The sequence below is a fragment of the Streptococcus oralis genome, assembly GCF_003944215.1.
In the GTDB taxonomy this organism is placed as follows: Bacteria; Bacillota; Bacilli; order Lactobacillales; family Streptococcaceae; genus Streptococcus; species Streptococcus oralis_BI.
Map to the genome: position 1 here is coordinate 58460 of NZ_RJVZ01000009.1, position 23387 is coordinate 81846.

General features: G+C 41.2%; 24 protein-coding genes and 1 riboswitch. Of the genes, 3 read left to right on the forward strand and 21 right to left on the reverse strand.

What is annotated here, in order from left to right:
• Positions 1–31: 31 nt before the first annotated feature.
• The 12 genes from D8804_RS06420 to D8804_RS06475 form a co-directional block, all read right to left on the reverse strand.
• Positions 32–790, reverse strand: a complete 759-nt coding sequence (locus tag D8804_RS06420) for an ABC transporter permease (protein WP_125399203.1) — start codon at positions 788–790, stop codon at positions 32–34.
• Positions 753–1043, reverse strand: a complete 291-nt coding sequence (locus tag D8804_RS06425) for a thiamine-binding protein (protein WP_125399204.1) — start codon at positions 1041–1043, stop codon at positions 753–755. Before D8804_RS06425 ends, D8804_RS06420 begins: the two co-directional genes overlap by 38 nt.
• 73 nt (positions 1044–1116) lie before the next feature.
• Positions 1117–1219: riboswitch (TPP riboswitch) on the reverse strand.
• Between the two features lie 103 nt (positions 1220–1322).
• The gene (gene polA / locus D8804_RS06430) at positions 1323–3956 is read right to left on the reverse strand and encodes a DNA polymerase I (protein WP_125399205.1); all 2634 of its coding nucleotides are present in this window, start codon (positions 3954–3956) and stop codon (positions 1323–1325) included.
• Between the two features lie 84 nt (positions 3957–4040).
• Positions 4041–5150, reverse strand: a complete 1110-nt coding sequence (locus tag D8804_RS06435; RefSeq protein ID WP_125399206.1) for an N-acetylmuramoyl-L-alanine amidase family protein — start codon at positions 5148–5150, stop codon at positions 4041–4043.
• Between the two features lie 90 nt (positions 5151–5240).
• Positions 5241–5516 (reverse strand): Veg family protein, encoded by a 276-nt coding sequence (locus tag D8804_RS06440; protein ID WP_125399207.1) that lies wholly within the window; start codon positions 5514–5516, stop codon positions 5241–5243.
• A gap of 1 nt (position 5517) precedes the next feature.
• Positions 5518–6870 carry a replicative DNA helicase gene (gene dnaB / locus D8804_RS06445; protein ID WP_125399208.1) on the reverse strand — a complete coding sequence of 451 codons (1353 nt, stop codon included), beginning with the start codon at positions 6868–6870 and terminating at the stop codon, positions 5518–5520.
• 43 nt (positions 6871–6913) lie between these two features.
• Entirely contained in the window at positions 6914–7366 is a 453-nt protein-coding gene (rplI, locus tag D8804_RS06450; RefSeq protein ID WP_000864212.1) for a 50S ribosomal protein L9, read from the reverse strand.
• Positions 7363–9336, reverse strand: a complete 1974-nt coding sequence (locus D8804_RS06455) for a DHH family phosphoesterase (protein ID WP_125399209.1) — start codon at positions 9334–9336, stop codon at positions 7363–7365. Before D8804_RS06455 ends, rplI begins: the two co-directional genes overlap by 4 nt.
• Positions 9337–9475: 139 nt before the next feature.
• Complete coding sequence (locus D8804_RS06460) at positions 9476–10654, reverse strand: acetyl-CoA C-acetyltransferase (protein ID WP_125399210.1); 1179 nt, start codon at positions 10652–10654, stop codon at positions 9476–9478.
• An 81-nt stretch (positions 10655–10735) separates the two neighbouring features.
• Positions 10736–11284 carry a ribosome hibernation-promoting factor, HPF/YfiA family gene (gene hpf / locus D8804_RS06465; RefSeq protein WP_000599119.1) on the reverse strand — a complete coding sequence of 183 codons (549 nt, stop codon included), beginning with the start codon at positions 11282–11284 and terminating at the stop codon, positions 10736–10738.
• 79 nt (positions 11285–11363) lie between these two features.
• Complete coding sequence (locus tag D8804_RS06470; RefSeq protein WP_125399211.1) at positions 11364–12026, reverse strand: ComF family protein; 663 nt, start codon at positions 12024–12026, stop codon at positions 11364–11366.
• On the reverse strand, positions 12023–13321 hold the full coding sequence (locus tag D8804_RS06475) for an ATP-dependent helicase ComFA (protein ID WP_125399212.1): 1299 nt from the start codon (positions 13319–13321) through the stop codon (positions 12023–12025). The genes D8804_RS06470 and D8804_RS06475 overlap by 4 nt, the downstream gene beginning before the upstream one ends.
• A 56-nt stretch (positions 13322–13377) precedes the next feature.
• On the opposite strand from D8804_RS06475, the gene D8804_RS06480 reads away from it, so the two are divergent.
• The 3 genes from D8804_RS06480 (at position 13378) to cysK (ending at position 15495) form a co-directional block, all read left to right on the forward strand.
• Positions 13378–14013, forward strand: a complete 636-nt coding sequence (locus D8804_RS06480) for a YigZ family protein (protein WP_125399213.1) — start codon at positions 13378–13380, stop codon at positions 14011–14013.
• 15 nt (positions 14014–14028) lie between these two features.
• On the forward strand, positions 14029–14472 hold the full coding sequence (locus D8804_RS06485; RefSeq protein WP_125399214.1) for a PH domain-containing protein: 444 nt from the start codon (positions 14029–14031) through the stop codon (positions 14470–14472).
• A 96-nt stretch (positions 14473–14568) separates the two neighbouring features.
• On the forward strand, positions 14569–15495 hold the full coding sequence (cysK, locus tag D8804_RS06490) for a cysteine synthase A (protein ID WP_125399215.1): 927 nt from the start codon (positions 14569–14571) through the stop codon (positions 15493–15495).
• A gap of 104 nt (positions 15496–15599) precedes the next feature.
• Here cysK and tsf read toward each other — a convergent pair whose 3' ends face one another.
• The 9 genes from tsf to pgsA form a co-directional block, all read right to left on the reverse strand.
• Positions 15600–16640 carry a translation elongation factor Ts gene (gene tsf, locus D8804_RS06495; protein WP_125399216.1) on the reverse strand — a complete coding sequence of 347 codons (1041 nt, stop codon included), beginning with the start codon at positions 16638–16640 and terminating at the stop codon, positions 15600–15602.
• Between the two features lie 78 nt (positions 16641–16718).
• On the reverse strand, positions 16719–17498 hold the full coding sequence (gene rpsB, locus D8804_RS06500) for a 30S ribosomal protein S2 (protein WP_000268475.1): 780 nt from the start codon (positions 17496–17498) through the stop codon (positions 16719–16721).
• A 224-nt stretch (positions 17499–17722) separates the two neighbouring features.
• Positions 17723–18931 carry a peptidoglycan hydrolase PcsB gene (gene pcsB, locus D8804_RS06505; protein ID WP_125399217.1) on the reverse strand — a complete coding sequence of 403 codons (1209 nt, stop codon included), beginning with the start codon at positions 18929–18931 and terminating at the stop codon, positions 17723–17725.
• Positions 18932–19024: 93 nt separating this feature from the next.
• Positions 19025–19519: a rod shape-determining protein MreD gene (gene mreD / locus D8804_RS06510; RefSeq protein WP_125399218.1), complete on the reverse strand. Its 495-nt coding sequence runs from the start codon at positions 19517–19519 to the stop codon at positions 19025–19027.
• Positions 19520–19521: 2 nt separating this feature from the next.
• On the reverse strand, positions 19522–20337 hold the full coding sequence (gene mreC / locus D8804_RS06515; RefSeq protein WP_125399219.1) for a rod shape-determining protein MreC: 816 nt from the start codon (positions 20335–20337) through the stop codon (positions 19522–19524).
• A gap of 60 nt (positions 20338–20397) precedes the next feature.
• Positions 20398–21192, reverse strand: coding sequence for an energy-coupling factor transporter transmembrane component T family protein (locus D8804_RS06520; protein WP_000377878.1), 795 nt, complete (start codon positions 21190–21192; stop codon positions 20398–20400).
• Positions 21185–22024 carry an energy-coupling factor transporter ATPase gene (locus D8804_RS06525; protein ID WP_125399220.1) on the reverse strand — a complete coding sequence of 280 codons (840 nt, stop codon included), beginning with the start codon at positions 22022–22024 and terminating at the stop codon, positions 21185–21187. Before D8804_RS06525 ends, D8804_RS06520 begins: the two co-directional genes overlap by 8 nt.
• On the reverse strand, positions 22009–22836 hold the full coding sequence (locus D8804_RS06530; RefSeq protein WP_125399221.1) for an energy-coupling factor ABC transporter ATP-binding protein: 828 nt from the start codon (positions 22834–22836) through the stop codon (positions 22009–22011). The genes D8804_RS06525 and D8804_RS06530 overlap by 16 nt, the downstream gene beginning before the upstream one ends.
• Positions 22833–23378, reverse strand: a complete 546-nt coding sequence (pgsA, locus tag D8804_RS06535) for a CDP-diacylglycerol--glycerol-3-phosphate 3-phosphatidyltransferase (protein ID WP_125399222.1) — start codon at positions 23376–23378, stop codon at positions 22833–22835. The genes D8804_RS06530 and pgsA overlap by 4 nt, the downstream gene beginning before the upstream one ends.
• Between the last annotated feature and the right edge of the window lie 9 nt (positions 23379–23387).

Genomic DNA, 23387 nt, shown 5'->3' on the forward strand with positions numbered 1-23387 from the left:
TTCCTCTTTTCTTTTTCAAAAACGCTCTATTTTAAGTACGTTTCCATTTAATCACATATTTTTCACTGATATCGACCAGCTTCATACCCAAAAGACTGATAATCGACACCAAAATAATAATCGCAAACATGGTATCATACTGAAACAGTTTTTTAGACTGAATCATATAAACACCAAGACCTTCAAAACCTCCCAACCACTCAGATACCACGGTTGTGATAAAGGCGTAGGAGACACTGACCCTCAGACCTGCATAAAAGTAAGGCAGGCTATCCGGGATTTTAAAATGCCACAGGATTTGCCAAGGATTCGCTCGCATCAGACTAAACAAGGTCAGCATATCCTTGTCACAATGTCTAAAACCGTCCAAGATACTAACAATGATAGGGAAGGTTGTCGTCAGAATAATCAAGACAATCTTGGGCAATATCCCATAGCCTAACCACAAGACCAAGATAGGCGCTATGGCAATGGTCGGAATGGTCTGGACAACCACCATCATAGGGTAGATGAGGTCATTAAGCCAAGAGAGACTATCCATGAGCACCGCCATGAGACAGGCAATCAAGACTCCTAAGACTAGACCTAGTAAAGCCACTCTCAAGGTCGCCCAGCTATGGTACCAGAGAAATTCTCTGTCACGAGCAAAGGCCTGGAGAATTTCAAGAGGGGTCGGCAGGATAAACTTGGGTAAAAGTTTAAATATTCCTGCTAACTGCCAGACCGACAAGACTCCGAGAAATCCCAAAAGACTAATCTGTCGTCTCATCATACTTTTCAAGTTTCTCATCGATGCTTAAAATCTCTCCTATATTTATTTTGACATTGGCAAAGACATTATCTGCCTCCTGCCTGGCCACTTCAAGCGCTTCTTTGAGAATGCGCATAAGCTCATCCAACTCCCCTTCCAAGACCGTTTCAAATGGTGTCACCACCATGGTCACGGATTGAGCTTGCAGATAAGCAATCACTTGATCGATAATAGCAATTCGATCAATCCCCTGTGATAGGGGCAAGACTTGCAAGGCAATGCTTGCTTTCATAAAAACCTCCTCTTCTCAGGCTTCCTTTTGACAAAAAGAAAAACCTTTACCATATATACGGAAAAGGTGCAGAATTCGACTAAGTATCCTTCCCTACGCTGGCATTACCCAGATCAGGTGCGGTCGAAGTTTAACACTTCCTCTCAGACTGTACACAGACTCCCGTATATTATATGGACATATGATAACGTAAAAAAAAGGATAAGTCAAGGAAACTGCTTACAGAAAATCATGAAAAAGAGTTTGAAGGCAAGTGCTTCAAACTCTATCATAACTCTATTATTTAGCCTCGTACCAGGTTGCTCCTTCATTCTCATCAGCAATGAGGGGGACACTAAGCTGGATGGCTTCTTCCATGGTTTGTTTCACTAGAGCTTTAACGGCTGCTAGTTCTGATTTCGGAACCTCAAGGACGATTTCATCATGCACTTGCAAGAGCATCTTGGTCTGATAGCCACCTTCAACTAGAGCTTTGTCTAGCTGGATCATAGCAATCTTGAGAATATCTGCAGCTGAGCCCTGGATAGGAGAGTTGATGGCTGTACGCTCTGCAAAACCACGAATGTTGAAGTTGCGCGAATTAATATCTGGCAACTCACGACGACGCTTGAAGAGGGTCTCTACATAGCCCTTATCACGCGCTTCACGCACCACCTCATCCATGTAGTTTTTAATACCTGGGAAGCGTTCAAAATAAGTGTCAATGTAGGCTTTAGCCTCCTTACGGCTGATACCAAGATTGTTTGCCAAACCAAAGTCTGAAATCCCGTAAACCACTCCAAAGTTGACAGCCTTGGCATTGCGACGGTCATTTGGAGTGACATCCTCAGGGCGTTCAATTCCAAAGACACGCATGGCTGTCGAGGTATGGATATCTGCTCCCTCTTGGAAAGCCTTAATCAAGTGCTCATCTTTAGAGATATGCGCCAAAACGCGCAATTCAATCTGTGAATAGTCCGAGCTGAGTAGTACACTATCCTCCCACTCTGGCACAAAAGCCTTACGAATGAGGCGGCCTTGTTCCAAACGAACAGGAATATTTTGCAAGTTTGGATCCACACTAGACAGACGCCCTGTCTGAGTCAAATCCTGCACATAGCGCGTGTGAATCTTGCCATCAGCCAAAATCCAGTCCTGCAAACCAATCACATAGGTAGATTGAATCTTCGCAATCTGACGGTAATCGAGAATTTTCTTAACAATTGGCGCAATAGGAGCCAGACGCTCTAGCACATCCACGGCTGTCGAGTAACCTGTCTTGGTTTTCTTCGTGTATTCTAGAGGAAGACCGAGCTTTTCAAAGAGCAGCACGCCCAACTGCTTAGGCGAGTTAATATTAAACTCCTCACCAGCTAGCTCATAAATCTCTTGAGTCAGTTTTTCAATGACGACCTCATTTTCAGCCTGCATCTCAAGCAGGGTTTCTTTTTTGACCTTGATCCCAGCAATTTCCATCTTGGCAAGGACAAAAGCCAGAGGTTGCTCCATGTCATAAAGAAGGTCTAACTGTCCATGTTCACTGAGTTTTTCAAGTAAAACCGGCTCAGTCTCAATCAATACAGCAACCTTGCGAGCTAAGTGTTCCAAGAATTTCTCTCTCTCAGGGATAGCTTTCTTGACACCCTTGCCGTAGAAAATCTCATCATCAGCCAAATAAGTCTGACCATAGAGACTCGCGATGGTTGAAATTTCATTATTCTCGACAGTAGAGAGAAGGTATTTGGCCAAGCGACTGTCAAAAGCAGGAGTCTGCAGGTTCAAGCCCAAGCGATTTAAAAGAACCTTAGCTTTTTTAAAGTCATACACTTTCAGAGGTGTTTTTTCTAGAAATTCCTTGAGAATAGGCTCCTGCAAGAGCTCAAGTTTATCTGTAGCGTAAAGTTTATCCCCACAAGACCAAGCAAAACCAACCAAGTCATCTGTATGGTAATTCTCACCAAAAAGCTCAAAGTGGAAGATAGAGTCAGCACTCAGCATGTCTTGACTGACTTGGTCAACGATAGTGAAATCCAAACTTTCAGGCACATCTGTTGATGACACATTTAAAGCTTGTTTGAGCTGTTTGAAGCCCATCTCATCGTAGAATTTCCCGAGATTTTCCACATCTGGTCCATCATAAACCAAATCCTCCAGGCCAATCTCAATCGGTGCCTGAGTCTCAATAGTCGCCAAGGTTTTAGACAGGAAGGCTTGTTCCTTGTCATTGATGAGATTTTCCTTCATCTTAGAAGCCTTCATCCCATCAATATTTTCATAAATCCCCTCTAGTGAGCCGTGTTCTAGTAAGAGCTTGATACCCGTCTTTTCACCGATTTTCGTGACACCAGGGATATTATCAGACTTATCCCCCATAAGGGCCTTAAGATCAATGAACTGAGCTGGTGTGAGTCCCATCTTTTCCATGAGATAAGCTGGTGTAAAGGCCTCAAACTCAGCCACACCTTTCTTGGAAATCTCGACCACCGTATGTTCATCCGTCAACTGGATCAAGTCCTTGTCTCCGCTAACGATAGTCACTTCAAAAGAATCCTTCTCAGCCAAGCGACCTAGGGTCCCGATGATATCATCGGCTTCATACTGGGGTAGCTCATAGTGGCGAATCCCAAGATGATCTAGCAACTCACGAATGAAGGGAAATTGCTCACGAAACTCATCTGGAGTTTTAGCACGACCACCCTTGTAGTCTGCATACATCTCTGTTCGAAAAGTCGTCTTACCTGCATCAAAAGCTACCAAAACATGACTGGGCTCAACACGCTCCAAGACGTGATTCAACATGAGTTGAAAGCCGTAGATTGCATTGGTATGAAGGCCATTAGCATTTTTAAAACGATCCAACTGCTGATAGAGCGCAAAAAAAGCTCGAAAAGCAACAGAAGATCCATCAATTAATAATAATTTTTTCTTGTCCATACACCCATTATAAAGGAAAGAGGGGAAAAATACCATCGGAAAGAATAGGCAAATGGTAGTGAAGTCCTCTTTTTTATATTCTTTCTAGATTCTAGCTCCATTACTATCCACTCGATAGCCATCCACAGTGGTATTCACTGCTAAAGCCCCTGAAGCATTGACGTAGTAATACTTTCCTCCTACTTGGAACCACTGGCTAGACTTCATAGCCCCTGAACTCTCCAGATAATACCATGTTCCATTTTCCTTGAGCCAACCTGTCTGCATCTCCCCTGATGCCTTTAGATAATACCAATGCGAGCCATCCTTCACCCAACCTGTTGACATGGTTCCATTTTCTTTGAAGTGATACCAACTGCCATTTATTTTCTTCCAACCAGTTGCGAGTTTCCCGTTCTCACGGTAATTCCAAATACCGTTTTGCTTCTTCCAACCATTCTCCACCGATTCTGTCTCCATATACTGGACGTATCTCCTCATTCCACTATAGGACAGGTAACTAAGCCACTTATAACCGTCCTTTTCTACGATTTGATCGTAGCTAACATTTTCACCAGGATAGTAGTAGTCAATAACTTGTGCTGTACTTGACGGCTGGTTTCGAATGGCAGACTTTTGAGTAAACGTATGAGTCCCACTAGATGCCAACCCTGATCCTATAGGACTTCCAGTTCTATCATCATTCCCTACCAAGTCCTTAAAATGGATAAAGCCTGTCATAGAACTAGCTTTTACGCTTCTGCGATTGTATTTTTCCCTAACACCATAGTTATATTCTTCGATCTCAATCGTATCCCCTGATACATTTGATACCCAGGCCACATGCCCATAATAACCTTCTGTCGACCAAGCGATAGAGCCAATTTCTGGCTTGCTATCAACACGGTAACCTTCTCTTCTTGCGCGGTGTCCCCATTCATTCGCATTTCCGTAGGCAGGCGGGATCTCAAAGCCATTTACACTACTCAAACGAAAGGCCGCAAAAGAGGTACACTGGCGAGAATACATCCGCCACTGGTCGATTTCCACACTGCCATTTTTATAGTGAAGCGGGTAGTCATCACCACGCGCTACACTGTCAGCCTGAACCGATTCACCACCAAACAAAAAAGCACTCGTAACCAACAAAGTAGCCAGCCCTACACCCAACTGAGTATATCCACTCTTCTTAACTTCTGATTTTAAAAACGTCATTCATTCTCCTTAATAATATAAATTTCCGAGGTTACCCTCCTTTATACTATTCGGGAGAAAAAGAAAAAAGTGAGCAAAGCTCACTTCATTTTAGGATTCTTGGTCTAGATAGCGAATCAAGTTCTTCTCTGTCAAGATATCTGAGTAGGTGAAGGATTCAACATAGATGTTGGCTTGTTTGTCTCCCTCAACATCCCCAAATTCAACGATAAATAGAGACGGATAAACTTCAATTAGCTTACCTAGTCTATTTTTTTGGCGCTTACGGCCATTCTCCAAAGTCATTTCTACGACTTGTCCCTCATGTGCCTTGATTTCTTCTTTGATTTTTTTCATCTTGGCTACATCTGTAAATGCATCTGACATCTTATGCCTCCCTCTTTGAGATACTTGAAAATTTATTGTATTCTTTTTGGAAAATCAATTCCACCGTTCCGCGAGCTCCACTACGGTTTTTCTCGATGATAACCTCTACCTTGTTATTTGGAATTCCTTCCTCTTCTTCACCCGCACGATCATAGTAGTCGTCACGGTATAGAAAGGCTACGATATCCGCATCCTGCTCGATAGAACCCGATTCACGAATATCAGACAAGACTGGTCTCTTATCCTGACGCTGTTCCACTCCACGAGATAACTGACTAAGAGCAATGACTGGAACCTTTAGCTCCTTAGCTAGGATTTTTAACTGACGAGAAATTTCAGAAACTTCTTGTTGGCGGTTTTCACGACCAGTCCCTGTGATAAGCTGCAAATAGTCGATCAAAATCAAGCCTAGATTGCCTGTTTCTTGAGCCAGTTTGCGTGAGCGCGAACGAATTTCCGTAATCCGAATCCCTGGTGTATCATCGATATAGATACTCGCATTGGCTAGATTCCCTTGAGCAATGGTATACTTTTGCCACTCCTCATCAGTCAATTGACCCGTACGGATAGAATGTGACTCCACCAAACCTTCGGCTGCCAACATACGATCTACTAGACTTTCCGCACCCATTTCCAGTGAAAAGATAGCTACAGTCTTGTCTAACTTGGTTCCGATATTCTGAGCAATGTTTAAAGCAAAGGCTGTTTTACCGACAGCAGGACGAGCTGCTATAATAATCAGTTCCTCCTCATGGAGACCTGTCGTCATATGATCCAAATCACGGTAGCCCGTCGCAATACCAGTGATATCCGTTGTTTGTTGTGACCGAACCTCTAGGTTCCCAAAGTTGATATTTAGAATATCTCGGATATTCTTGAACCCATTACGATTGGCGTTTTCGCTAACATCAATGAGTCCCTTTTCAGCATGAGCGATGATTTCATCTGCAGGCTTAGAAGCCTCATAGGCTTGGTTGACAGAGTCTGTCAACTTGGAAATCAAGCGACGTAGCATAGCCTTTTCTGCAACGATTTTAGCGTAATACTCCGCGTTGGCTGAAGTTGGTACAGAGTTGACAATTTCAACAAGATAGGATAAGCCACCAATATTTTGGAGATCCCCTTGGCTATCCAAAATTGTCCGAACCGTCGTCGCATCAATCGCTTCCCCACGATCCGACAAATCTACCATCGCTTGGAAAATCAACCGATGAGCATACTTAAAGAAGTCTCGAGAATCAATGTATTCTCGGACAAAAACGAGCTTGCTCTCATCTATAAAAATAGCCCCCAGAACAGATTGCTCTGCCAAAATATCCTGAGGTTGAACTCGCAGTTCCTCTACTTCTGCCATCCGACTTTCCTTCCTTTTACAATCTTGTCAAGATGTTGTAAACTTAACCTTCTTTTACACGAAGATTGATGACGCTTGTAACATCTTGGTAGATTTTTACTGGTACATCAATCAAACCTACTGCTCGAATTGGTGCTTTTACTTGAATGTGACGTTTATCAATATTGATTCCGAATTGCTTTTGCAATTCTTCTGCAATTTTCTTGTTGGTGATGGAGCCAAATGTACGGCCATCTGGTCCAACTTTTTCAACAAACTCTACAACAGTCTCTTCTGCTTCAAGCTTGGCCTTGATGGCTTTTGCTTCAGCAATCATTTCAGCATGAGCCTTTTCTTCTGATTTTTGTTTTCCACGCAATTCACCCACTGCTTGAGCAGTTGCTTCCTTGGCCAAATTCTTTTTAATCAGGAAGTTTTGAGCGTAGCCAGTTGGCACTTCCTTGATTTCGCCTTTTTTCCCTTTTCCTTTGACATCTGCTAAAAAGATTACTTTCATTCTTCTTTCTCCTTTTCTTTTAATTCATCTAAAATAAGTTGAGTCAATTTTTCTCCTGCTTCTGACAGACTCATATTCTCGATTTGCGCAGCAGCTAGGTTAAAGTGACCTCCACCACCCAGCTCTTCCATAATGCGTTGCACATTGATTTTACTACGACTTCGAGCCGAGATAGAGATAAATCCTTGTGTATTTTTTGCCAGAACGAAGCTAGCCTCAATACCAGACATAGCCAACATAGCATCGGCAGCCTTACTGATAACAACTGTGTCATAAGTCGTTGAGTCCTTAGCTTGGGCAATCAAGATATCTGACCCCAACTTACGACCTTGTAAAATGAGTTCATTTACCTCGCGGTATTCTTCGAAATCTGTCGCAGCAATCTCCTGAATAGCAATACTATCGCTTCCACGTGTTCTGAGGTAGCTAGCTACATCAAAGGTTCTACTCGTCACGCGAGATGTGAAATTCTTGGTATCCAGCATCATACCAGCCATCAAAACACTAGCCTGCATACGACTCAAACGATTTTTCTTAGAATTTTGGAACTGAATCAATTCTGTTACCAACTCACTCGCACTGCTTGCCCCACTCTCAATATATGTTATAACGGCATTCTCAGGGAAGTCCTGATCACGTCTATGATGGTCAATGACAATGGTTTGAGTAAACAGTTCGTAAAAATCTTTCGATAAAGTCAAAGCTGTCTTCGAATGATCCACTAAAATCAACAACGAACGATTTGTGACTAACTTCATCGCATTTGTAAGAGGCAAGAGTTTAGTGACTCCTTCTTTCCCCAAGAATTTGACGGCGCGCTCAATGTCTGGCGACATTTGTTCTGCATCATAAACAGCATAGCTATTTTCAGTGATATTGCTCGCAAACAACTGCATGCCAACCGCAGACCCCAAGGCATCCATATCCAGATTCTTATGACCAACTATAAATACCTGATCCACACTGCGAATCTTATCTGAAATAGCTGTCATCATCGCCCTCGTACGTGTTCTCGTTCTCTTAACAGAGGCTGCGGAACCACCACCAAAATAGATTGGGTTCTTGGTCTCATCATTTTCCTTGACAACCACTTGGTCCCCACCACGAACCTCAGCTAAGTTCAAGTTCCTTAAAGCAACTTTCCCTATCTCATCATGATTTCCATCACCATAAGAAAAGCCCATGCTCAAGGTCAATGGCAACTGTCTCTGTTTTGCCTCCTCACGAAAGTCATCAATCACAGAGAATTTATCATTCATCAAGCCCTCAAGAACTGTGTAATCAGTAAATAGATAAAATCGATCCATACCCACACGCCGAGAAAACATAGCATACTTACTAGCAAATTCTGAAACAAAATTTGCCACAAAACTATTGATATGACTGATATCCGATTCGGAGGTTGCATCTTCTAGATCATCGTAGTTGTCTACCGAGATAACCCCGATCACTGGTCGACTGGTTACCAATTCGACAGTTGCTTCGTATTCCCCTGAAACGTCAAAGAAATACAGGACACCTGAAGCCTTGTCCATATGAACGGCATAGCGTGTTTCCCCTAGGGTAGCATAAGAACCAGGGTTCCCCACAGAAGCCTTGATAATGGTTTGAATCAAGTCAACATCAATTTCGCCTTCTTCAGTCGTCAAAATCAACTCAGCATAAGGATTAAACCATTCGACTTCGCCACTAGATAAGTCTAATTTCAGAACACCAACTGGCATTTGATCAAGCAGCGTGTTCAAGCTATCTTCCGCTTGATGGTTTACGTATTGGATTTGTTCAATTTCGCTCTTTTCATACTGTTTTTTTTGCCATACGAATAAAAGCAGATAAAGAAGTACAAATAAAAACAAGGCACTGATTGTTACAACATTATTTTGTGAAAAAATAATCAGCATTGTTAAGGTTCCGAAAGTTGCAATCCCTAGTAGAACCGCAGAAATCGGAGTTAAATTATTTTTTTTCATTCTAAACCTCTTGCGCATTATTATATCACAAAAGACCTTAAAAAGCGACCTTTAAAAAGTGGTAAGCCTCCTTTTCCTTATTGATTTTTTTATGGTTTTAATGCAGCTCATTATCCTCCTGCACTAAGATTACTAGCATCTAACGTTCAACGATGAGGGCTGTTCCCATCCCTCCCCCGATACAGAGAGTTGCTAAACCAGTTTTGGCATCACGTTTCATCATCTCATGTACCAGAGTCACTAAGATACGGCAGCCTGAAGCTCCAATTGGGTGACCAAGAGCAATCGCACCACCATTGACATTGACAATATCTGTGTTAAAGCCAAGTGTTTTCCCAACCGCACAAGCCTGAGCGGCAAAGGCTTCATTTGACTCAATCAAGTCAAGATCATCAACTGTCAAATTGCCTTTTTCAAGAGCCTTGCGAGTTGCATAAATCGGCCCACATCCCATCATCTTAGGATCCAAACCTGCACTTGCATACGAATGAATGCGAGCAATCACTGGAAGTCCTAATTCTTTAGCTTTTTCAGCACTCATGACCAAGACAGCCGCTGCTCCGTCATTGATACCTGATGCATTACCCGCCGTAACAGAACCGTCTTTTTTGAAAACAGGACGTAGCTTAGATAAACTCTCCAAGCTAGCATCTTTTCTAGGAAATTCATCTGTATCAAAGACGATAGGATCGCCTTTGCGTTGAGGAATGACCACTGGAACAATCTCTTCCTTAAAGCGTCCAGATTCTATAGCCGCTACTGCTCGTTTTTGTGATTCCAAAGCAAGAGCATCTTGATCATCCCGGCTAATACCATATTCTTCGGCCACATTCTCGGCTGTAATCCCCATATGGTATTCGTTAAAGGCATCAGACAAACCGTCCTTAATCATGGTATCTACAACTTTCGAATCGCCCATACGGCCGCCCCAACGGAAGTTTGGCAAAACATATGGAGCCTGACTCATATTTTCTGCACCACCAGCCACGACAATATCTGCATCGCCGCACTGAATCGCTTGAGCAGCTAACTGAACTGCCTTTAACCCAGAACCACAAACCTTATTAATGGTAAAGGCTGGTGTAAATTCAGGGAGCCCCGCTTGAATGCTCATTTGGCGAGCCACGTTTTGGCCTAAACCTGCGCCTAGGACATTCCCCATAATCACTTCATCTACCTGCTCTGGTTTAATATTCGCTTTTTCCAAAGCGCTCTTAATGACCAAAGAGCCCAAATCAACAGCAGAAACATTCTTTAAGCTCCCACCAAAGGAACCTAAAGGAGTTCGCACCGCCGAAACAATCACCACGTCTTTCATGACTATCTCCAATTATACCTCTTATAATAATGCAATACAAAAGTGGTTTACACTGGTGTAAACCACTTTAAAAATTCTATTTTATGATTCTTTTACTTCAAGCAAACCAACTTCACCATCTTCACGACGATACAAAACATTTGTTGTTTGATCTTCAACATCTACATAGATAAAGAAATCATGTCCTAATAAATCCATTTGAAGAAGGGCTTCTTCTAAATCCATTGGCTTCAAATCAATTTGTTTTGAACGAACCACTTTTGGCTGCACAACATTTGCATCTTCAACTAGAGCATCTGTAAAGAGTTGGCTTGTTGCAACTTTATTTTTATTCTTGCGTTCGATTTTTGTTTTATTTTTGCGAATCTGGCGTTCAATTTTATCTGTTACAAGATCAATAGAACCATACATATCTTGAGAAATATCTTCTGCACGAAGAGTAATTGAGCCAAGTGGAATTGTTACTTCAACTTTTGCTGTTTTTTCACGGTAAACTTTCAAGTTGACACGTGCATCCAACTCTTGTTCAGGTTGAAAATATTTTTCGATCTTTTCGAGTTTAGAAACTACATAATTGCGAATTGCTTCTGTTACTTCTAGGTTTTCACCACGGATACTATATTTAATCATATAAGTACCTTCTTTCTAAACATTTTTATTTTTCTAACTATATTATAACGCTTTCATTTTCATTTTGCAAATTTTTTCCTTATCTTACAAGAGAAAAAGTTTTGACTTCCAAAACACCTGCCTCTTCAAAAAGCCTTTTCACACGATTGATAGTCGCCCCTGTCGTATAGATGTCATCAATGAGCAAAATCTTCTTAGGAAGAGGGGCTTCCGTTTTGATATAAAAGGGAATTTCAGTAGCTAATCTTTCCGAGCGATTCTTAGAAGAACTAGCTTTCTCTTCTCTTTTCCCTAATAAGTCTTGAAAGTATAATCCTGTTGCCTCAACCAAACCTTCAACCTGATTAAATCCCCTCTCAAGCAATCTTTCGGGACTTAGAGGAATTACCACAAATTCATAGTCTCCATACTTTTTCAACTCATTAGCAAGAACAGGAGCAAAAACCTTTCTAAGTAGAAAATCCCCATCAAACTTATATCGACTAAAGAAGCCTTTCATAGCTTGATTATAGGTAAATATCGCTTTATGGCTAACTTGAATCCCATCTTCACACCAAAGTTTACAATCTTGACACGTGGTTGACAACCCTCTTTTCATGCAGCTTGGACAATAGTCTTCACCAATCTTCTCAAAAGTAGAATCACAAGCTGAGCAAAGATAGTTGTGCTTATTCTTAAACAGTAAGAGGTGACTAAATGTCAAGTCACTCTTTGTTGACTGGCCACATAATAAACAATTCATAATCCCGCCTCCTTGTTCATCTGCTTGATTTCCTTGATTGCCTTTTTGATGGAAGTATTTAATCCATCATGAAAGAAGAGCAACTCACCAGTTGGTCTGTCCATACTACGCCCAACTCGCCCACCAATCTGAATCAAGCTAGACTTGGTAAAGAGACGATGATTAGCTTCTACAACGAAAACATCCACACAAGGGAAGGTAACTCCACGCTCTAAAATTGTCGTACTGATAAGTATCGTCAACTCTCCATCTCGAAAAGCTTGCACTTGCTCTAATCGATTTTCTGTGACAGAGGACACAAAGCCGATATCTTCATTTGGAAACTGTTCCTGCAATATTTCTTTTAGTTTCTCGCCTTTTTTAATTTCTGATGCAAAGATTAACAACGGATAACCTGTTCTTCTCTGCATCTCAATAGAGGTCTTTAACTTAGGTGACAACTGACTCTTATCTAAATAACGATTAAAATCTGATAACCAAACTGGCTTTGGAATGATCAATGGATTTCCATGAAATCGTCTTGGCAAGCTCAACCTTTTTAATTCTCCTATGCGAACCATCTTATCTAACTCATCTGTAGAAGTCGCTGTAAGGAATATCTTTAACCCCTCCTCCTTTACACATTGGTTTACAGCGTAATAAAGCACAGGATTGTCAACATAAGGAAAGGCATCTACTTCATCCACTATCAACAAATCAAAAGCATGATGAAATTTTAACAGCTGGTGAGTTGTTGCAACTACTAGGGGGGTTCGAAAATAGGGCTCTGATTCGCCATGGAGCAGTGCTATATCGCAAGCAAAGTCATTCTGCAGTCGCTTATACAGTTCCAAACATACATCAATTCGAGGACTTGCCAAACAAACTGCACCACCATCATCAATCACTTTGGCTACAACTTGATAAATCATCTCTGTCTTTCCAGCTCCCGTGACAGCATGAACTAAGGTCGGTTCTCTCTTTTCAATTGCTCGAATCAATCCCTCGGACACCTTCTCCTGAAAAGGGGTTAACTGACCACGCCATTTGAGAACATCTTGCTTCGGAAAATCCTCCTGCGGAAAATAGTATAAAGCTTGATCACTCCTGACTCGCTTCATCAGTAAACACTCCCTACAATAGTAAGCACCGATAGGCAAATACCATTCTTCTAGAATACTACTATTACAACGTTGACAGAAAAGTTTCCCCTTCTCTTTTCTCATTGCTGGCAGTTTCACGCCCATCTGACGTTCTTCTTCAGTTAATTCTTTCTCAGTAAACAAGCGACCGAGATAATTTGGATTTACTTTCATACTTCTTTATTCGTAAAAATCTAGCGCTTTAGGTGTTTTTTTAGTACAATTAAATCATGGAATTTAGAACAATTAAAGAGGATAGGCAAGTCCAAGAAGAAATCAAAAAATCCCGCTTTATCTGTCACGCCAAGCGTGTCTACAGTGAAGAAGAGGCTCGTGACTTTATCACTGCTATCAAAAAAGAACACTACAAAGCCACCCATAACTGCTCTGCTTTTATTGTAGGGGAACGCAGTGAGATCAAGCGTACGAGTGATGATGGCGAGCCTAGTGGTACCGCTGGAGTCCCAATGCTTGGCGTCTTAGAAAATCATAATCTTACTAATGTCTGCGCAGTGGTTACTCGCTACTTTGGGGGGATTAAGTTAGGTGCTGGTGGTTTGATTCGTGCTTATGCAGGAAGCGTAGCCTTGGCAGTCAAAGAAATTGGCATTATTGAAATCAAAGAGCAGGTTGGCATAGCTATTCAGATGTCTTACGCTCAATACCAAGAGTACAGTAACTTCCTTAAAGAACATAATCTTATGGAACTTGAAACAAACTTTACAGATCAAGTCGATACGATGATTTATGTTGATAAGGAAGAGAAAGAAAATATCAAGTCTGCTCTTGTGGAGTTTTTTAATGGAAAGGTTACTTTAACAGATAAAGGTTTACGAGAAGTTGAAGTCCCTGTAAACTTGGTGTAAACAAAGGAGAAATACATGGCGTTTGGGAAATTTATTCAAGGACTTGCTGGTAACTTCAGCGAGCAAAACAAAGAAGCTCTTATCAAAGAATACGGTCAATACCTACTAGAGAATGAAGAAATCCAAAGTGGATATAAGCTCATTCGCGACGCAATCATCTTTACAAATATCCGTATCATCTTTACAGATAAGCAAGGCGCTACTGGTCGCAAGATGTCTGTGAAATCTATCTTTTTGATGAACATTGTCAATGTTGAAATGGAAACTGCTGGAGCAGGTATAGACGATAGTGAGATTACGATCACTTATTTAGAGAATGTCTTTCTAAAAGCACATAATGAGCATTTTAGTTACCACAAATTTGAATTTCCTAAAAAAACGGATATTCTTCCCCTTTACACTTATTTACTAGAACTTGCTTATCACAATCGATTGAAAATTAATGGCTTAGACCTTTGATATAAAAAAATCCTATCGCTTCGATAGGATTTCTATATTTTACAAATAGCCTAGAGCACGTTATACTAGTATCATCTTATACAAAGAGGTATATCTATGACTATTTATAACAATATCACTGAACTAATTGGACAAACACCAATTGTTAAACTCAACAATATCGTTCCAGAAGGTGCTGCAGATGTTTATGTAAAACTTGAAGCTTTTAACCCTGGATCGTCAGTAAAAGACCGCATTGCCCTTAGCATGATTGAAAAGGCTGAGCAGGCTGGCATTCTAAAACCAGGTGCTACCATTGTTGAAGCAACGAGTGGAAATACAGGTATCGGACTTTCTTGGGTAGGTGCTGCTAAGGGATATAAAGTTGTTATCGTCATGCCCGAAACGATGAGTGTGGAACGACGTAAGATTATCCAAGCCTATGGTGCTGAACTCGTCCTTACTCCTGGTAGCGAAGGAATGAAAGGAGCTATTGCTAAAGCTCAGGAGATCGCTGCTGAACGTGACGGCTTCCTTCCGCTCCAATTTAATAATCCAGCTAATCCTGAAGTACACGAAAGGACAACAGGAGCTGAAATTCTAGCTGCTTTCGGTTCTGATAGTTTAGATGCCTTTGTAGGTGGTGTTGGTACCGGTGGAACGATCTCCGGTGTTTCTCACGCTCTTAAAGCAGCAAATCCAAACATTCAAGTTTATGCAGTAGAAGCAGATGAATCTGCGATCTTATCTGGTGAAAAACCAGGGCCTCACAAAATTCAAGGCATCTCAGCTGGATTTATTCCTGAAACACTTGATACAAAGGCCTATGATGGTATCGTCCGCGTAACGTCAGATGATGCTCTAGCTCTTGGCCGTGAGATTGGCGGAAAAGAAGGCTTCCTTGTTGGGATTTCCTCTGCCGCTGCCATTTATGGAGCAATCGAAGTTGCCAAAAAATTAGGTACAGGTAAGAAAGTACTTGCTTTAGCACCGGATAACGGCGAACGTTATTTGTCTACAGCACTCTATGAATTTGAAGTGTAGTCTCCTAAATGCACTTAGCCCTTATTAAAGGGCTTTTTGTTTACTCATAACAGAGTCTACTCTCTAGACCAAAAGAAAAAGGAAGCAAATCACTTCCTTTTCTATTAATTATTCAAGGCTGCTGCCATTGTAGCTGCAACTTCAGCTTCGAAGTCATTTGCAGCTTTCTCGATACCTTCACCAACTTCAAAGCGAGCGAACTCAACTACTGAAGCATTTACTGATTCAAGGTAAGCTTCAACTGTCTTGCTGTCATCCATGATGTAGACTTGTGCAAGAAGTGTGTATGCTTGGTCAACTTTAGTATTGTCAAGCATGAAGCGGTCCATTTTACCTGGGATGATTTTGTCCCAGATTTTTTCTGGTTTGCCTTCTGCAGCCAACTCAGCTTTGATGTCAGCTTCAGCTTGAGCGATTACTTCATCAGTCAATTGTGCTTTTGATCCATATTTCAAGTGTGGAAGGGCTGGTTTGTTAACCATAGCGCGGCTTTCATTGTCTTGGTCGATGACGTGGTTCAATTGTGCCAACTCATCTTTAACGAATTGAGCATCCAATTCTTTGTAAGAAAGAACTGTTGGTTTCATCGCTGCAATGTGCATTGACAATTGTTTAGCAAGAGCCTCGTCTCCACCTTCAATAACAGAGATAACACCGATACGGCCACCGTTGTGTTGGTAAGCTCCAAAGTGTTGTGTATCTGTTTTTTCGATTAAAGCAAAACGACGGAATGAGATTTTTTCTCCGATAGTTGCTGTTGCAGATACATATGCAGCCTCAAGAGTTTCACCTGAAGGCATTGTCAAAGCAAGAGCCTCTTCGTTGTTAGCTGGTTTTCCTTCAGCAATTACTTTAGCTGTTGCGTTTACCAAGTCAACGAATTGAGCGTTTTTCGCAACGAAGTCAGTTTCAGCGTTTACTTCAACTACTGCTGCAACGTTACCGTTAACAAATACACCTGTCAAACCTTCTGCAGCAACACGGTCAGCTTTCTTAGCTGCCTTCGCCATACCTTTTTCGCGAAGCAATTCGATCGCTTTTTCGATATCACCGTCTGTTTCTACAAGCGCTTTTTTAGCGTCCATAACACCGGCACCAGATTTTTCACGCAACTCTTTAACAAGTTTAGCTGTAATTTCTGCCATTTTGATTCTCCTATATTTTTTAAAAATAGGAGAGCTGGGCTAGGCCCCGCCCTCCTAGGTAATTACTATTTATATGAATTAAGCGTTGTCGCCTTCTACAACTTCAACGATTTCTTCGATTGAGTCAGCTTGAGCTTCTGAAGCTGCAAATTCTGCTTCAACGGCTGCTGCATCTTCCCCTTGACGTCCTTCGATGATAGCGTCAGCCAATTTAGCTGTGATCAATTTAACAGCGCGGATAGCGTCATCGTTAGCTGGGATGATTACATCGATATCGTCTGGATCAGTGTTTGTGTCAACCATCGCTACAACTGGGATGCCCAATTTTTTAGCTTCTTTAACAGCGATTTGTTCTTTATGTGGGTCAACTACGTACATTACATCTGGGATACGAGGCATGTCTTCGATACCACCCAAGAATTTTTCAAGACGTGCACGTTGTTTGTTAAGAAGTGCAACTTCTTTCTTAGGAAGAACGTCGAAGATTCCTTCTTCTTCCATACGTTTGATTTCTTTCAAACGAGCAATACGTTTTTGGATAGTTCCCCAGTTAGTAAGAGTTCCACCCAACCAACGGTGGTTGATGTAGTATTGACCTGAACGTTCTGCTTCTTCTTTAACAGCGTCAGCAGCTTGTTTTTTAGTACCAACAAACAATACAACTGCATCGTTAGCTGCCGCATCACGCATAAAGTCGTATGCTTGGTCAGCGTATTTTACAGTTTGTTGCAAGTCGATAACGTGGATTCCGTTACGCTCAGTGAAGATGTACTTAGCCATCTTAGGGTTCCAGCGACGAGTTTGGTGACCAAAGTGTACACCAGCCTCAAGAAGTTGTTTCATTGAAATTACTGCCATGAGTATTTCTCCTTTTTGTTTTTTTCCTCTCCTCGACTTCAACTTGCAAAACGACCCGAGGGCAACAGTTTCACAATTCATCAAGAATGAGTATTATCGTTTACACGACAAGTTTCATTTTATCACATTTTAGCCATATTTTCAAGTGGTTTTAATAGATTTCGGCCTTGCTTTCGATAAAAAATAATAAAAGAGACTCAAATCGAGCCTCTTCGTTTCATTCATTAGTTTGGATAGATGTAAGTAACATAACCCTCAGAAGTTGTAGTTGGGTTGAACCATCCACGTTTGTTACCGATTGTACGATCTCCACCATAGTTTGATTCTGATACTTGAATGCTAGTTGATGATGAAACTGCTGTAACAACCGCTACGTGTCCATATCCACCGTCATTCCAACATGCAATCGCACCAACTTGTGGAGTTGATCCAGTACGAAATCCTGCAGCTGCTGCACTTGTAGCCCACTGCGCTCCGTTACCCCAGTAATCTCCAGCCCAAGGTGCTAATGTTTTAGCTCCCCAAGTACATTCACCAGTTGGATAGCTTGAAGCATTTGTACTGTATGTTGGACGCTGTCTAGCAGGCGCTGGCGCAGGTGCTGCTGGAGTGTAGCTTGAATCCTCATCGTCAGTTGTTGATGTTGCCTGTACTTGAGCTGAGAAACTTGTGTTTCCAGAAGCAACAACTGACTGCTGTTGGCTTGTTTGACGTGCTCTGTAAGCTGCTTCAGCTTCTGCAGCCGCACGCGCTTCTGCCTCCGCTGCTGCTTTCTTCTCTAGCAAACTAGCTTTTTCACCTTCTGCAGTAGCTTTTTCAGCAGCAAGATTCAACTCTGCAACCTTCAACTCAGCTTGCTTAGTTGTCAATGCCTGCGCATCATCAGCCAGTTTCTGTTGGTTAGCAATAACTGTATTGATTGCTTCATTATTGGCTACTTGTTTATCAGAAATTGCTTTTTTATCAGCCTTTTGTTGCTCCAACATTTTGTTGTTAGCCGATACAATCTCGCTCATTGCAGCAACACGCGAAATGGCTTCTGTGATTGATTTTGAGTTTACAATTGTATTAATGTAGCTAGTCGCAGCTCCATTTGTCTGTGCGCTACGTGCTTGTTTTTCTAAAGAAGCATTACGAGCCACGATATTTTTAGAAAGCTCTGTAATTTCTCCCTCAAGTTTTTTAGATTCAGCTTGTAATTTTTCATTTTCGGCTTGCAAGCTTGCTTGCTCTGCTTGAATTGTTGAAACTTGACCTTGGATTTGATCCACTTGCTTTTGAGCTTCTTGTTGTTGCGCTGTTAAACTGCTAATTTTATTATCTTGAGCAGCAATTTTTTCATCAGTTGTTTCTGCACGAACGGTTGTCAATACTGCCGTTTGTGAGACCAATACTGTACTTAACAAAAGTGACGCTAAGATTTTTTTCTTCATATTCTGTCGATACTCCTTCTATTTGAGACATTACTAGTATACCAAAAAAAGACATAATAAATATTACGCCTTTGTTACATTTATATTTCTTTCTTATAGATAATATTTTTCAAAAATGTATTGGAAAATCGCCATCCATAAGAAGTTTAAAATCATTGATGGGACAAGACTGTAGACAATGAAAACTGGCATTGATTCTACTGTCAGTCCCATAGCAAGGGCCAGAAGATAACTACCCATATCAAATAGGAAGCTCATCACAACTATTGTTAACATTCTCGTCCAACGGTTCAACAAAGTCACACTATTAAACTTGTGAAGTGAGGCACCTATCAAGATAAATAAAAGTGTCGAAATTCCTATCAAGTGGAAAAAATAAATATCGTACACCAAACCTACTATACAGCAATAAGCTAGATAGAAGTATTCTGATACCTCAATTGTCTCAAACAAGAGAAATAAAAACAGGAAATGACTGGCTAAGTGAAAATGTGGATAAAAGGATTCTACTAATTGGCCAATATGTGCATCAATTAGCACAAGAAAAGGAAGTAAAAAGAAAATACCAACTTGTTTTAACAGTCTCATTGTTAATTCCCCACTAACTCTACCACATGAAGATCTTTAGTATCAGCACTTAACTTTACTGTTACCTCTCGTGTTAGATAATCACTGCTATGAGTTGTAGCAACAACCTCTCCAACAGGAATATCCTTAACATTAAAGTTTCCAAGCCCCCCTGTAGTCACCTTGTCTCCAGCACTGATATCACTATTACTATTCAATTGACTGATTTTAAGCAGTTCAGACTCCTTATCATAACCAACGATGATTCCGTATATTTCAGTAGAACCATGCAGGATTTTAACGGAAATTTTGTCGGAATTTTCAGTGTTTGTCAATAAGTTGACCGTTGTTGAATGCTCCTCTACTTTTGAAACACTACCAACCAATCCACCATTAGCGATGACCAACATATTTTCAGAAACTCCTTTTGAACTTCCCGCATCAATTGTTAACTCTTGCTTCCAAGACACTGGAGCTCGCATAATCACATCTGCTGCTAAGGTTTTTGTAGCCTGTAATTTTGACTTCATCTCTAGCAACTGACGTAGTTGTTCATTCTCTGATTTTAAACGTTCTGATTGATTAGACTCCACCTCTAGTTGATAGAGTTGTTTTTTTAGACTTTCGTTTTCATTGTAAGTCTGCGTCAAATGTCCCAAATCCGATTTAAAAGTATCAAACCACTGAAAGGGTTTTTGAACAATTCTATCTACTAAGGAAATCCCATCTCCTAGTTTCGTCACAATAGCGCTTGAATAGGTTGTCACTAATAGAACAGAAACTGCCAGAACTGTGACAAAAACGATGATTAGATATTTTGATTTTTTAAAACGGTTCATATTCCTACCTTTATACTAAAAACCTGCTACTGTGAGCTTCTTATCAATCCTACAAACCTGCTAAGATTTTAAGAAAAATAAGAAACATCCCAGTACCAAAATCACAAGAATTGCCAGTGTATCCTTTTGACTCCATCTCAACTGTCTATACTGACTTCTACCCTTTCCTCCCTGATAACCACGCGCTTCCATGGCTATTGCCAATGAATCTGCACGCTTTAAGCTAGTCGCAAAAAGAGGAATTAAAATTGGAATCATAGCCTTTACTTTTTGAACGATGCTACCTTCGCCAAAGTCAACTCCACGAGCTTTTTGAGCATTCATAATTCTCGTTGTGTCATCCATCAAGGTTGGAACAAAACGCAAACTCATTGATAACATGAGACCAATTTCATGAACGGGAACTTTCACGCGTTTCAGCGGTGCTAAAAGAGCTTCAACTGCAGCTGCCAGACTCAAAGGCATGGTCGTTAATGTCAGCAAGGTTGAAAAGAAAATAATCAACACAAAACGACAGAAAATGATTCCCGCTTGTTGCAACGCATAATCCGTTATTCTTATAAAAGAAAACTCAAATAAGACATTTCCACTTGAAATGAAAAAGAGTTGAAATAGAGTCGTAAAGGCAATCAGGAAGAACATGGATTTTAATCCCTGAACGAAAAATGAGAGAGAAACACCCGACAAAGCGATAAATATACCTGTCGCTACAAAAAGAATGAGATTGGCAAGGGGATTATTGGCCCAAAATACAATCAAAATCAGCAGGATCATGGCAAGCAATTTACTACGTGGATCCAAGCGATGAATGATGGAATCCCCCGGTATATAACGCCCTAAAATCATACTATCCATTTAGCGACTCCTTAAACTCCTCTATCTTGATTGGCAGTTTTTTAAAAGCTATACCTCTATCTGCCAAACGTTTGCAAAAGGCTGTGATTTTAGGCACACCTAACTGCACATTTCCCATAAAGGCTACATCTTGGAAAACTTCGCTCGGTTTGCCACTTTTGACTAAGCTCCCCTTTTCCATAACGTAGACCTGATCAGCATACTCAGCTACATCATCCATCAAATGCGTTACCAGAACAATTGTCATTCCAGAAAGGTGAAGTTTTTTAAACAGGGTCATCAATTCTTTTCTACCCAAAGGATCTAGTCCAGCTGTTGGCTCATCCAAAACCAAGACAGTTGGCTCCATCGCGAGTATCCCTGCTATGGCCACACGTCTCATCTGCCCACCCGAAAGTTCAAATGGGCTTCTCTCAAAGAGTGACTCATCAATGCCCACCAAGGCTAACTTTTCACGCGCAATTTTCTTGGCCTCTTCCTCAGAAACTCCAAAATTTTGCGGTCCAAACGCCACATCTTTCAAAACAGTCTCTTCAAAAATCTGATTTTCAGCAAATTGAAACACTAGACCAACCTGCTTTCGAATCTGGCGAATTTCTTTATTGGTTGATGTAGGAGTAATGACAGTATCGAAAACTCGAACAGAACCCTTACTTGGTACCAATAGGCCATTTAAAAGCTGTAAAATCGTTGATTTCCCACTACCTGTGTGACCTACTAAAGCTGTATAGGAGCCATCCTCAATCGTCAAGGAAACATCAGTCAAGGCTGATGAAGATAGGGGAGTCCCCTCTTGATAGGTAAAGCTCACATTTTCTAGAGTAATTCCCATAACTTGTCCTCTAGCTCTCCTTCTGTCAAATAGCCATCTGGCAACTGATAGCCCGTCTCTCTCAAAGATTCTCTCAATTGATTCGTAAAAGGCTCATCTAACCCTATATGGTCAAGGTCATCCCGAGAAAAAAGTTCTCTTGGGCTGCTGGTTGACTCCACTTGGCCTTTTTTCATGACCAAGACACGGTCACTCATCGCAACTTCCTCTAAGTCATGTGTAATGGAAACGACTGTCATCTGGTGGTCTTTTCGAATCTCTTGAACTGTCTGAATCAGTTCTCTTCGACCCTCGGGGTCCAACATACTTGTAGCCTCGTCCAGAATTAAAATGGCAGGTCTCAAGGCAACAACCCCTGCAATAGCCACACGTTGTTTTTGTCCACCAGACAAACGAGCTGGTTCTCTCTTCTTAAAGTCCAGCATACCTACCAACTCCAAAGATTCAGCCACTCTCTTTTTCATTTCTTCACGAGGAAGTCCCTGATTTTCTAAACCAAAGGCAACATCATCTTCAACAGTCGCACCCACAAATTGGTTATCTGGATTTTGAAAAACCATACCAATTTGACGACGCAAGTCCCAAACATTCTCAGAGGACAGCAATTTGCCATCTATCCAGATCTCTCCAGACTCTGCTTCAAGCAAGCCATCAATCAAACGGATAGTTGTTGACTTTCCACTCCCATTATGACCTACAATCGAAAGCCATTCTCCCCGTTTCACGTGAAACGAGACATTATTAACATCATAATGATCCTGATCTTCCTTGTAACGAAAAGACAGATCTTTTACTTCAATAATCGATTTCATTTCGAACCAAATGTCCCTTTGAATACATGAGCGCTACCCTTGAAATAATCATAGCCAGAGTAGATAGTGAAAAACAAAGCGATATAAAGCAACAGCTGACCAATTAAATTCCAATGTAAGAGCAAAAAGATAATGGCAAACATCTGACTAAAGGTCTTGATTTTCCCTGGCATCGCTGCTGCTAGAACTGTCCCTCCCGTCTCAACAAGCAACAAACGCAAGCCTGTCACCGCAAGTTCACGACAGATGATAATAGTAACAACCCAAGCTGGAGCCATACCTAACTCAATCAACATGATAAAAGCTGACATAACCAGCAGCTTATCGGCCATTGGATCTGCAAACTTTCCAAAGTTGCTGACTACATTCCATTTACGAGCAAGGTAGCCATCAAGATAATCCGTTATACTAGCAACTGCAAAGATGATCGCTGCCAGCAAATGACTGCCTTGTGAATGGCCCAAAGTCAAAATAAGAATAAAGAGAGGTATAAAGAGAATTCTACCAATAGTTAATACATTAGGAATTTGTTCTTTTTTCATTGATTTTTC